This window comes from Ohtaekwangia koreensis, from assembly GCF_900167975.1.
Classification (GTDB): Bacteria; Bacteroidota; Bacteroidia; order Cytophagales; family Cyclobacteriaceae; genus Ohtaekwangia; species Ohtaekwangia koreensis.
In genome coordinates this window covers 382,846-396,326 of sequence record NZ_FUZU01000005.1, presented here as the reverse complement: position 1 = coordinate 396,326, position 13,481 = coordinate 382,846, and the positions used below count along the sequence as shown (strand labels likewise).

At 42.1% G+C, this 13,481-nt stretch carries 7 protein-coding genes; 1 reads left to right on the top strand and 6 read right to left on the bottom strand.

The window, feature by feature from the left end:
* Window positions 1-231 precede the first annotated feature (231 nt).
* On the bottom strand, window positions 232-3,408 hold the full coding sequence (locus B5Y40_RS28830) for a helix-turn-helix and ligand-binding sensor domain-containing protein (protein WP_079690365.1): 3,177 nt from the start codon (window positions 3,406-3,408) through the stop codon (window positions 232-234).
* Between the two features lie 79 nt (window positions 3,409-3,487).
* On the opposite strand from B5Y40_RS28830, the gene B5Y40_RS28825 reads away from it, so the two are divergent.
* Window positions 3,488-6,265, top strand: coding sequence for a carbohydrate-binding protein (locus B5Y40_RS28825; RefSeq protein WP_079690364.1), 2,778 nt, complete (start codon window positions 3,488-3,490; stop codon window positions 6,263-6,265).
* 55 nt (window positions 6,266-6,320) lie between these two features.
* Here the strand turns inward: B5Y40_RS28825 and B5Y40_RS28820 are convergent, their stop codons facing one another.
* From B5Y40_RS28820 to B5Y40_RS28800, 5 genes are all read right to left on the bottom strand, one after another.
* Complete coding sequence (locus B5Y40_RS28820) at window positions 6,321-6,728, bottom strand: DUF1987 domain-containing protein (protein WP_079690363.1); 408 nt, start codon at window positions 6,726-6,728, stop codon at window positions 6,321-6,323.
* A 91-nt stretch (window positions 6,729-6,819) separates the two neighbouring features.
* Entirely contained in the window at window positions 6,820-7,371 is a 552-nt protein-coding gene (locus B5Y40_RS28815) for a SiaB family protein kinase (RefSeq protein WP_079690362.1), read from the bottom strand.
* Window positions 7,372-7,393: 22 nt separating this feature from the next.
* Window positions 7,394-10,000 carry a SpoIIE family protein phosphatase gene (locus B5Y40_RS28810; protein ID WP_079690361.1) on the bottom strand — a complete coding sequence of 869 codons (2,607 nt, stop codon included), beginning with the start codon at window positions 9,998-10,000 and terminating at the stop codon, window positions 7,394-7,396.
* Window positions 10,001-12,133: a TonB-dependent receptor plug domain-containing protein gene (locus B5Y40_RS28805; RefSeq protein ID WP_079690360.1), complete on the bottom strand. Its 2,133-nt coding sequence runs from the start codon at window positions 12,131-12,133 to the stop codon at window positions 10,001-10,003. It lies immediately after the preceding gene.
* The gene (locus tag B5Y40_RS28800; RefSeq protein ID WP_079690359.1) at window positions 12,108-13,451 is read right to left on the bottom strand and encodes a fibronectin type III domain-containing protein; all 1,344 of its coding nucleotides are present in this window, start codon (window positions 13,449-13,451) and stop codon (window positions 12,108-12,110) included. Before B5Y40_RS28800 ends, B5Y40_RS28805 begins: the two co-directional genes overlap by 26 nt.
* Window positions 13,452-13,481: the final 30 nt, after the last annotated feature.

The following is a 13,481-nucleotide window of genomic DNA, read 5'->3' as shown; positions in this document are numbered from 1 at the left end:
AATCGACTACGGTTCGATTACTGCACCCGAAAATGTGAGCACGTCAGCACTACGTCACGACTGGAAAAGGAATTGATTTTCAATTTGTTAGTTGATCGGCTGGCGGAAAGAAATAATGGTGCCGAAGGCGGAAAGCCGATGACAATTTTTTGCTGATCAGAGTATATAGTATAGTGGGAGTCGTAAATCTATCTGCGGAGAGTTTGCACAACGGAACCCATACCCGCTCATTCAGACGGTTTCGTCCGGAACATCGGCTGGAGATCGCTCGCTGGATGAATATAGTTTTTCGAGGAAGGCTGCCATATCCTGTTCATGGCTCATGCCCAGTCTTTTTCGCAGGCGGTACCGTGCCGTTTCAACACCGCGCACGGAAATATTCAAGATGGAAGCAATTTCTTTGTTGGTCAGATTCATCCGTACAAACGCGCAAAGCTGAAGTTCTTTTTGCGTAAGATCCGAGAATGTCGATTTCAGTTGCGCAAAGAATTCGTGATGTACACGCTCAAAGTTTGCTTCGAACACCTGGATGTGTTCTTCATTCTGAAGGTTAGCGTTTATCTTCTTGATGAGGTCACGCACAATTTGCTTCGATGCATCGCTGCGCACAGATTCTTTCAAGCCTTTCAACTCATCAAGCATTTCAGAAAGCAACTCGCGTTTTTTTACCAGGAGCATGGTATAATTAGCAAGCTCTTTACTCTTGTGAATAACGTCTTCTTCGAGTTGCTCTTTATCTTTAATGATCTGTTCTTTCTCCTGCTTCAGTTTGATCTGTTGTATTTCTAGTTCCAGCACCTTCCGTTTCTTCTCTTCTTCGTCACGTGTTTTTTGTTTCTCAAGGTTGATCTTGCGCTTCACCATCGTGGCAATTGTCACTACAATAAACACTGCTGCCAGACTATATACTATATAGGCCCATATAGTTTGATACCAGGCAGGAAGGATCTCAAAATAGTATACCGCTTCACGCGAACTCTCTCCCAGTAAGCTTCGCGCCTTAACATGAAATGCATATCGGCCGGAACGGAGGTATGTAAATTCCTTATAGGGAGTTTCCTGCCAGTCAGACCATTTTTCATCCACAGCTTCCAGCCTATAGCTATACTGTATATTCATCCTGTCCTGGAAATCAGGTGCTGCAAAATCAAAACGAATGCTGCCGGTACTGTTCGAAAGCTGAAGTCGTGCTTCGCGCGAAGCATCCAACGTACCCAACACTTCATTGTCCTTTTGTTGTGCCGTCACTTTCATGATCAGCATGTTAGCCGATGTTCTTTTGGATGGGTTATAGGTGAGATCAAAAGCATATAGCCCTGTGATGGTGCCCATGAAAACATTCTCTGCACTTAACGGCACAATGCATTCCATGCTCTGATTAAATGAACCTTTCAGGTTGAGGAAGAGTCCTTTTTCCAAAACAGGTTTAGGTGAATCCGTTAAAAAATACCCGGCTTCATCATCATGAATAAACCAGGTTTTATCATCACGCTGAAGTAATTTCCGCACATTGCGATCAGTGCCAAACAATTCTGTAAGTAAACGATGTGGCTCAAAACGATTCGCATCTTCATTAAAAGTAAATATACCTTTGTTGGTCGTGAAGACTGTTTCATCTTTCCAGCGAAATACATTTATATTAAACGGTGACGGCAAACCATTCTGATCTTTAAAATGCTCAAGGCTCACCACGCGGCTGAGACTTTCATCAACCTTAATTCTGAATACTCCTTTATAACCATGACAAACCCAAAATATACCGGTCTCGTTGCTTTGTAAAATATCACGGCTTGATTCCTGGAAGCCCTCTATCTTATGACGCAGTATAAATCCTTTTGCATTATCATCGTAATGAAGTAAATATAGCCCCTCATAGGTACACACCAGAAAATCATCTGGGCGTCCTTTGACTTCAATGATCTTCCAGATACCGGTGATGCCTGGTATTTTATGAACACCATTTTTAGATATGGTAAATATACCCCTGTCGTGACTGCATAGAATCGTTTCTTTAAAGAACTGCAACGACCACGCCTGCCCTTCCAGTCCATCAATCTTGTTAAAGCTTGCACGGGAAAAATTATTTTCATTGGCATCATCACGCGATACAAAAACTCCTTGATTCGTTGCCAGATACATCGTCTTCTTTACAGGCAGTACGTCAAAGATGGCAGCATTATCAAATAGCATTGTAACGGGTGAAGACACGTCTATACAATCTATACCGTTGTTCAGCAACACCCATATATTTCCTTCGCGACTTTCGAATAAGTTCAGTACTGTGTTGTCTTGTAAATTCTGAAACGCTTCGCTGGTCGTTACGTGCTCACCGGATGCATCTAATAAAATTACTTTTGTACTGAGCGTGCCCATGTAATATGTACCCTTTGTAGATTTAATAGCACAGATCACAAGGTTGCTGGAGTTCTCCGGAATAAGACGTTTGCTGAACGTTACCTTTCGTGTAAGCGGATCTATAGTATATGCGCTTCCTTTCTTGGTGATGAGCACCAATGACTCTTTTTTAAAACCTGGAAGAAGTGCAACAATTTCTTCAGAGTTTATTTCACGCTGGTGAATGAGGTCTATAAATTCAAGGGAACTCAGGTCTAGCAGTTTGATCCTTTCATTATCCTGTACGTAAAGCTGGTCATTGATAACATTGCAATATTTAAAAGCATTTGCGGATGGCAATGTTATCGCTTTATTATTGGCGATCGCGATCAGCATGCGCGTACTGCGGAACACCATATACCCTTGCACTTCATGGATCTGCCAGATGTTTTCCAGATTACGATCTTCCGGGCGGAGAAGATCCAGCAGAGATTGATAATAGTATTTACCATACTCATCCCGTTTGATTGTGCCCAGCTCGTTAAAGCCTCCGGCATATACTTCACCTTTTTTATTCATCCGCAAACTTCTTACAGATGAATTGTTGGGCAATGCAACACGCTGCCATCGCTCTCCATCAAAAATGATCACACCATCGTTGTTCCCAAAGTATAAAACACCTTGTAGATCCTGGCACATGGCCCAGAACTGTGGGTCAGAATTGAATTCCTTTTTAGTATAATGAATGATCCGCGGCATTCCGCGCACGCCTGCCAACGGTGTGGGTACTGTCGACTGGCTCCACAATGCCTGGTGGCTACCTGCTATAATCAGGGCAAGACAAAAAATTCTGGTGTATAAAATTCTGAGCGTGGGCATTTTCTGAAGAGACAATATGCGTATATAAATGAGGTCTATCAAACTCCGGACACACGCGAACATGCTCATCAACTTACTTTTCATGGCTTCCCTTCCGTTAAAAGTAAATGGCTGATTTTCAGCAGCTCTGCCATTCATGAAGTATTGAAGACGTAGGCCGCAGAACGCGCTGATGTATTTTAGATGTATCCGCATTGAAAATTTAACTCATCATAACTAATATACTTGAAATCCGAAAACGATTGTTATACAAACTAAACAACAACGCTCTGATATGAAGGTATTTTTACATGGGAAAATCCAAATTGTTCTCTTTTTTTTCGCGTGCGCGACTTTTTTAACTGAAAGCACCTTCGCTCAATATCTCCACGCAAGTGGTAAACAAATTGTGGATAAGGACGGCAATGAAGTGATTTTGAGAGGCATGGGTTTAGGTGGTTGGATGCTGCAGGAAGGATACATGCTGGAAACCAACAGTTTTGCAAATCCACAGCACCAGATTCGCGCGAAGATTCGGGAGCTGGTTGGTGAGGCAAATACCAATCAATTTTATGATGCTTGGCTGGCCAATCATTGCACCGAGCGTGATATTGATTCACTCGCCTCGTGGGGATTCAACTCCGTGCGATTGCCAATGCATTACAACTTGTTCACGTTACCGATCGAGAATGAACCTATAGCGGGACAGAATACCTGGATTGAAAAAGGATTTGCCATGACGGATAATCTTTTGAAATGGTGCGCGAAAAATAAAATATACCTCATCCTCGATCTTCACGCAGCGCCCGGTGGTCAGGGGCACGATGCCGCTATATCTGACTATGACGCAACAAAACCATCGCTTTGGGAAAGTGATGCAAATAAACAAAAGACGATCGCGCTGTGGAAAAAATTAGCAGAGCGCTATGCGAACGAACCCTGGATCGGTGGATATGACTTGATCAATGAACCCAACTGGAATTTCACGCCTGGAGCAAATCAAAATGGATGTGATGAAACAACCAATGTTCCGCTTCGTCAGCTATATATAGCGATTACGGCTGCGATTCGCGAAGTGGACAAGAACCATATCATTTTCATTGAAGGAAATTGCTGGGCCAATAACTACAACGGTATATTACCCAAGTGGGACTCCAACATGGCTGCGAGTTTTCACAAGTACTGGAATAATAACGACCAAGGCTCGGTTCAGTTTGCTGTTAATATCCGCGAGCAAAATAACCTACCGGTATGGCTAGGCGAATCGGGTGAAAACTCGAATACGTGGTTTACCAATGCCATTGCCTTAATGGAAGCAAATAAAATAGGATGGGCATGGTGGCCACTTAAAAAAGTAAACTCCATTGTAAATCCCATGACTGTTGTTAAAAATAACGACTACAACACCTTGCTGAACTATTGGAAGAATGGTGGCACAAAGCCTACCGTTGATTTCGCGAAAAATGCATTGATGCAACTGACCGAGAACCTGAAAATCGGTAACACTATATATCGCAAAGATGTGATCGATGCGATGTTTCGTCAGGTTACAAGCAAAACGACTATACCCTTTGCGAACAACAAGGTGCCGGGTATAATTTATGCGTCAGATTTTGACTTGGGTAGAAATGGATTTGCTTACGCGGATACTGACACTGCAAATTACCAGGTGACTACGGGAAGCTATAGTGCCTGGAACAGCGGTTTCAGTTACCGGAATGATGGTGTGGATATTCAGCCAACTTCTGATACGGATGCGGCATCAAATGGATATAATATAGGATGGACAAAGGATGGCGAGTGGCTCCAATATACTGTACGCGTGGACTCAAGTGCCGCATACAATGTTATACTTCGCTATGCTACTTTAGATAACACCGGAAAGATCAGATTATCTGTAGATGGTATAGATATAGTTGATCCTGTAACGCTTGCCTCCAGCGGAGGGTTTCAAACCTGGGCGAATCAAACCCTTAGTAACGTTGTGCTGTATAAAGGTACCCATAAACTCAAATTCCGTTTCGAAAAAGGAGGAGCCAATGTGGGCTATATGAAATTCGTGCTCAGTAAAAAGATAAATGAGATTCCATTCAAAGCGCTCTTCTCCGAAACAGCACCCAGTGGTAAAACAGTATATATTACCGTAAATAAAAAAGTGGAAGCAGCAACGCTTGCAAGTGCCAACGGCTTTACCGCCAAAGTCAACGGAATAGATACTCCCATTAGTAATGTTCAACTTGATGTCGCAAATCCAAGCCGTATATTCGTTACACTGGGACAAGATGTATTCGATAACAATACGATCACGGTAAGTTACCAGGCAGACGTTGTGAAGGCTACGGACGGAACTATACTGGAAGACTTTAGCGACCTTTCAGTTAAAAGTAATCTTCCCTTTCACTTTGCTATACCGACAAAAATTGAAGCCGAGGCTTTCGTGGTAAACAAAGGGATGGAACTTGAAAACACTACTGATACGGGCGGCGGTCAAAACGTTGGTCATACCAGTGTTGGCGATTACCTTGAGTATCGCATTCGTGTACCACTGGATGGTATATATCCTTTGGAGGCGAGAGTAGCATGCATGAGTCAGGCTGGCAGACTGGAGTTCCAGCAACTTTCTGCAACGGGTGCCCTACTGAACAGCACGGCCATAGATATACCTGTAACGGGCGGATGGCAGACTTGGAAAACTGTAACTGGTAAATTAAAGTTGACTCAGGGTCAGGGAACATTGCGCGTTCGTATCGTACAGCCCGAGTTTAATATAAACTGGTTTCGGTTTCTTGGTGCTGATATCATCAGCGGTACTGAAAAAAGAAAGCAAGGCTCATTGAAGATATACCCTAACCCAGCGGATAAGCGTTTGAATGTTGAGCTTCCCGACTTGGCATATAGTGCAGGCACCAGTTTATCTGTAAGAACGGTAGGTGGTATGCTAGTGAAATGTTGTGATCCGCTTACGAAGGATAAAATTCAGCACATTGCTCTGGATGATTTACCTGCCGGACTATATATAATCGAACTTGCTTTGAAAAACGAAATTTATAGTAACAAGTTTATTGTGAAGTAGTATATATCACAAACAAAAATGGTTCACGCTGTAGAAGGCATGAACCATTTTTTTATCAACTCTCGCTGTCCTGCAGTTCATACTCAATCATGTTGATCGGGATTCCACATTCCTCCTGAAAATCCTCTCCCTCCATCAATATTTCATCATCATCCGGATTGGGATAATACCAGTTTATTATCACTTCGTTGCCACTGTGATGGATATCCTTGAGTACACGCAGTGTCTCCAGAATAGCGCGTGAGGAGCTTGTATTAAAATAACTCAATTTCAGATCTAACACGATCGATTTACCGCCCTGCTTAATGTAATCTGTAAACCACGTGGCGATCTTTTTATAAAACTCATACGGTTCCTCCAAATACGACTCGCCTGAAATACTGCATACACCGGTTGCAGCTTTAAGATTAACGGATGGTGAGAAATATATATCTCTTGATCCTGCTATTGTTAAATCTTCCATAATAATTGGTGTCTTTGCCTCGAATAAAAATTTCTATTTTATGTTGTTAAACGGTTTATACAATGGATATCCGAGTAACATATATGTCCTGTTATTTAAAAATACTCACCGATATAGTGAAGAATGAATGTTGATCATCAATCCTCTTCGCTTCAATGTCCAACGGTGCATCAGACTTTAATGCTACCTGGATCAATCCTATATTTCCTCCTTTATGATCGGCAGGTAACTCTGAACTACGGTACTTCCGTTTCATCGCACGAAGACTCTCATGATCCAAGCCGTTAATCTCCTCACACTTCTTCACGATCTGTTCAAGAACTTCGTTCTTTACCATGTTGCCAGACATCAGTATATAGGACGTGGTGGTTTCATAAACCACGAGTGTACCAACACCCCAGCGATCGACTGACTCCAGTCTGTTTTTCTCGAATGAATACAATGAAACATTCTGGGCGAGCTCCATGAATACAGCAAACAACCGCTTGCCGGCTTTAGGAGAATCAAATGCCTTCCGTCTGATTTTGTTACCGATCTCCGAAAGAATGATATCATCAAATGGCCCTTTATAGTAAACAATTATGTCCTGATCATTCATAGTGCTGTACAAATCAATTAGACTTTTATTCTTCCGTTCTTCCATATGTTACGAGTAATGTGAATCATTAAAGCTTTATACCGATCAACGTAATGTCATCGCGCTGCTCGGCACCTTGCTGGTGTGTAGCTAACGCTTCCTCAAAGGACTGCCTTTGTTCCTGCAAGCTTTGTTGATAAACGTCCACGATGAGCGCCCGCAGACGCTTCTTGTTAAACCTGACACGGTCAGGACTATTCTGATCTGTAAATCCGTCTGTTGTCAGATATAGTATATCTCCTTTTTGAAGATCGACTTCATGTCTGGAGAAATCACGCGATGATCCGGAATTTGCACCGCCTATAGATTTACGATCACCTTCTATCTCCAGTAACTCGCCACTCGAAATAATATATAGGGTTTGCTTGGCACCTGAAAATTTCAATCGTATCGATCCGTTGTCGTTTTGCTCTAGCGTGCATATACCAAGGTCCATCCCATCGTGGTTCTGACTTTCTTCCTGACTCAGTTTATGCCGAACGCCCTCGTGTAGCTGGTTGAGAATCTGTGCAGGATCCGTAAAGTTCTTTTCATTTACCAACTCACTTAGCGTATTACTTCCGACAATCGACATCAAGGCACCGGGCACTCCGTGACCTGTACAATCAACCACCGAAAGAATTTTCACGTTGCCTTTCTCTGCTGCCCAGTAAAAATCACCAGACACTATATCTTTCGGCAGATAGGTAATAAAATGTTCAGGGAATACTTTCTTCATGAACGCGTCAGAAGGAAGTATAGAATGCTGAATGCGCTGGGCATACCGAATGCTATGCGTTATCTTTTGATGTTGTACTTCAAGCTGATCTTTCTGCTCGCTCAATACTTCCTGAGTTGAACGAAGCTCTTCCATGTTTTGAACCAGTGCTTCATTCTTCTCTTGTATCTCGTGCTGCTGCCGTTGCAGTAACCGGTTTGCTTTACGTTTCTGTATCCAACTGATCGCGATAATGCCAAGCACCAAAGCAAACAAGCCGAAAATCCAGTAACTATTTTTTAACTGCTCATCTTTCAGTTTCTTATCTGCTTCGAGAAGCTGAATAGTTTTCTTCTGCTTTTCATCTTCCAATGCTTTTCGCTTCAACTTCTGATCCTGAATTTCCTTTTCCTTTTCAAGCATCTCTAACTCACGATTGCGCTTCTCCGCTTCAAGCTGTTGCTGTGCCAGCACCAGTGCCTGCTCAGCATGTTCCTTTTCCAGTTCCTGATTTTTATACTCAATCGCTTTCAATTCCTGATCACGCTTTAGTATAGCAAGCTCTTTCGCTTTAAGCTTTATCTCATTCTCCTGTAGTTTTAATTTACTCTCCTTGCGCTCAGACTCTACTACTTCACGTTCCTGCTCTGCCAGTAATGTTTTAATTTCTTCTTCATTCTTTTCAATCTCCAACTGCCGTTCCAGCATCTGCTGTTTTCGCGCTTTCGCTTCTTTCGAAAGCTTGTCTTTTAATGCTTTATGCTTTTCAAGATAGGCCTGGGCTTTGGCAGCGTTGTTGTCTTTATCGTGAATGAGATGCAGAATCTGGTAACTTGTTACTAGCACTTCTTCTGCATTGTTTGCCTCTCCTAATTTTATTGCGTCATTCACTGCTTTCAATGCGCGCGAAGTATTTCCACTCACATAGTAGCTCGATGCTATATAATTGTCCGTGTTGGCAATCTCGATTTCATCCTTTTGCCGTTCGCGGATTTTCAGTGCAACAGCATAGTGTTCCTTCGCGCGAGTATATAATTTCAGGTTTGTATAGGCTACACCTATATTAACGTGTAGAATTGCTTTATCACCTTCACTTAGATTTTTAGGTTGCCGATTTACAAGTTCGATAACCTTGCTGAAGTAATCCATCGATGACTTCATATCACCGGTACGCTTATAAATAAACCCTATATTATTGTAGGTTGTTGATAAGCCGCCTACATCGTTACTCTTTTCATAGATGGATGCAAGTTCTGTGTTATACTTTTGCGCGAGCCTGTACTGCTTGGTCTGTTCGCAAAGTGAAGAAAGTTCTTTATAGGTCGCTATAGTCTTATCTCTGTTTGCCTGTTGGTTATAGACAGACAAAAGCCGGATTTTATATTGAATCGTTTGCTGATAATCTTCAACCTGTTCATAGGAGTATGCAATGTTTTCAAGAAGAATCGCATTCAATTTCAAATCATAATTACCCGCCTCTACTTTTTTCAAAGCCAGGTCGAAATATTTTATGGCCTGTACATGAGCATTTTGCTGCTGATACAAGGTTCCAATGGAAGTATATACATTAATGATCGAACGATCCTGTTTCAAAATATCAAATGCCTTGAGCGATGACAGATAGCATTTCAGAGCTTCGATATATTCTTTCTTCTCGCTGTGGGCATCACCAAGAAGTTGATAACTACGAGCTTCTCCTGCCAGATATGAATTCTTTTTAGACGCGGCCAGGCCTTCTTTCGCGATGGATATAGACTTATCGGTTTCGTGTTCTTTTAACAATGCTGCAGCCTGTGAGATAAGTGTATTCACCTTCACAGAATCCTGAGACTGATGCTCCTGCGCATACGTTACTGTGCTCGTTGCAATGCATGACACCAGCAAATAAAAAGCAACCCATCGTTTCGTTCCTTGAATCATGGTATCAAAGTCTATCATTTAAAAATTCAGGTTAACGCCTACGAGGTACATGGCCGGTACATCGTCTGAAAATATATACTCTTTACTCTGGTCATTCAGGAAATTCCGTGCATTGATATATACCGTACTTTCTTGCCAGAATTTGTAAGATACCTTCAGGTTTGGTATAACTTTAGAAGGCAGAACAACTTCGCCTCGTGTTGTTTTCATAGTATACGAATCGTACAGGTATACACTTGCACCAACAGTGAGCTTCTCGAGTAATGTCCGAAAAGTTCCGGTGATACCGCCAAAGTATTTTGGTGTATAGTTATTATGATTCACCGTTGTATCACTCTGAAAGTTGGTATGCTGTAGCGTAGCAAATGCGCGGAGTTTGAATTTACTCGAGAAGTTAGCCGTTACACTGGGCGTAATTCCATTCCGTTTTAATACTGTTGTTGCGTTCACCCGCTCATATGTATTTGAACCGCTTGAGTCAGTTGAAGAAAGACCTTGTATAAGGTTCGTTGTGCGGGTCATGAAGTAATCTATACTTACCAGTATCTTGTCAGTAGCCTGAACGCGGGTGCCCACCTCTATATTCCGGACGGTTGAACCTGTAAGCGCAGGATTGATTACTCTTTGTATGGAAACTCCTTGCACCGTGGTGCTGATGCTTTCGTCAAATATATCCCTGGCAAAATTACCAGTACCTCCTTTGGCGTATGCCGCGCGAAGCAAGATCCGCTCAATTGGATTGTAAGCCACTGCACCCTGATAACTCAACAGTGATTGGTCGTTAGAACTGAAAAAATCCTTGCGAACACCGCCATCTACTACGAGTTTATCTTCCAGGAAAGATGCGCCACCCTTCAAAAAGAAACCATAATTTGAAAGTTTTCTATTACCATGAATAATATCGGGATATACCGCATCGGTTGAATGATATCCTTCATCGTTAAAACCTGTTTCCTGATAACTCGCTCCGGGCATAATCCGGAAGTTCTTGATATTGATGGTATAGTATATTCTGCTATTCAACTTATGAATATCGAACTGGTAACCCGGATACCCGGTGGCCAGGTTTTGATCACCAAACGTATAGGAAGCCTGCACATTCAGTTTGTAAATTCTCGCATTGAAATTCGCAAAGTTTGTTACAGAGGTTCTGCGGCTTAATGCAAATTCTTCAAAGCCCTCATATATAGTCTGCGCTTCTGAATTTTGGTTCGCCAATGCCGCGGTCACTTCTACATTTTCATTTGGAACAAAACGAAGAAAAGCATTGACCGCGTAATCTTGTCGTGCAAGACTTCCATAGAGATTGGTTTTGTCTGCAGTCGATCGGTAGAAAAGTAGTGAATCACTCGGAACGTACCTTTGTACACCAAAAACATAAAGTTCATCCTGAAAGCGTCTCGTGCTATTGTAATTGCCCGAGAGTCTCACAAAGAATTTGTCTCGTATACCAAGGCTCACAGATGCATTGCTAAAGGTTGTCTTGGCGGCATTCGGAGCAAAACTCCGTTGCGCTGAACCTTGTACGCTGATCTTATTACTCTCCGGAGTTCTGGTGATGATGTTGATCACACCACTCGCAGCATCGCGTCCGAAAAATACATTTGCCGGACTTCGTACAATCTCGATCCTTTCAACATCGTTCAGACTTACCGGCAAAGTCTCCCACAACACGCCTGCGTCAAAATAATTATTAACCGGCATGTTATCAATCATTACCAATACCATTTTGCTTCTTGCATCGCTTAGGTTACTGACCGTTGGTAATGCTTCTGTACCTTGTATATATACTTCATACAAACCATTAACAGTTTGCTGCACGAATAATCCGGGTGCCAAACGAAGAGCCTCTGGTATGGTTAACGCTCCTGCATTTTCAATTTCCTCGCGGGTAAGAACAGTAGCGGTATAGGGAGTTTTGTTTACATCCTCCTGCTTACCTGAAGCGCCCTGAATGTTGACGGTGGCATCTCCTTCAAACTTTAAATTAAGTATATCCTGGTCAACGGTGAATTTGTATGGATCACCCGATGACGTATTATCTTCAGTGGTCTGTGCCCATAGTGACCCTGATAATAACATAAAACACAATGCTAAATATTTATACTGCATAGCTTTTTTACTGTTAAAAATCACAGCCTGTAAATTCATAGGTCAACTTATAAAACCCTTTGCGGGCGAGCGCAACATTGCACTCGTTGAGGTCATAGATAAATACCTCTTCTTCGTCATAGTCCGCCTGAAAATTTCCTTTCGCATAGATGGGATTGTTGATACGGGAATAAGGAACCACATCGAATCCCGAGAAAAAATCCCAGATATAGGGACGCAATGCTTCAGGTATAAGCATCTTTGGATTGAAGTGTTCATCATATCTTAATTCCCCTTTCTGTGTACCGTTTTCGTCAAGAATTTTCACCACATTACCAGCTTCATCAACTTCATAATCCTGGTACTTATAGAATGAAGTCCTTGACTCGTCTTTATAATTTCGGAAGCCAACAATTTGCTGGAGTTCATTATATATATAGTCTTTTACAGCGAATTGTACGTCATCATAATCGTATAAATAAACAGTTGCAAGATTGCCACTGCTGTTGTAAGTCAGTGCATGCTTCTCATACATCTCCCCATTTATAAAAAACAACACCGTGTCAGCAAGTCCGTTATCTGCATACCCAACGTTGTAGTCATACTGATCACCATAGTACATTATGTCTATAGTTGATAACCTCCCTCCATTTTCATATAAAAATGTAATGATGAAATCGGACGAGTATGTAATTTTTGAAAGCTTGCATTGCTCCGAGACACAAGGCTTCACCGCGATAATGTTTGAGTAGCCCGATGTTTTCTCAAGGCGTTTTGATTTAACTCTGTAGTAGTACGATTTCGTATAGTCAAGTCCTTTGACTTCAAGTGAAAGGCCCACCACCTCTAAAGCATTGTATCCAGGTAGTATATTGTTAAAATCAGGATCGGTTGCAACCTCTATCAGATAACTGGCAGCTTCCTCAATGGCGGTCCAGTTTGCAGTAAAATTAAAAACTTGGGTAGCTGTTGGCTGACTCGCCACCGGTGAATTGAGTGCTGCTGTTGTAACAGCAATGACATTTGAGTTATCAGAGAACGTGTGCTCTTTTTGACCTCTTACCCTATAGTAATATGTAACTTCCGCTGCAAGGCCTGTAACCTGTAGAGCGTTGCCTTCTATTTCTCTGGATTGATATCCTGTAACATAACTTGAAAATAACGGGTCGATGGATACATCTACTATATATACCGAGCTTCCTAATACCGGCTTCCAATTCGCCACAAAACTAGTCGATTGAATGTCCGATGCTTCGATTGCCACCGGTATAGGCTTAATAAAGTCAGTCTCTGGTACACTGCAGCCTATAGCAAAAATATAAATGATTGCTCTATAACAACCTTTCCAGCGCTTAAAATAAAGGTAAATATTCTTCATGTGTATTTACGGGAACATTTATACTTGCAT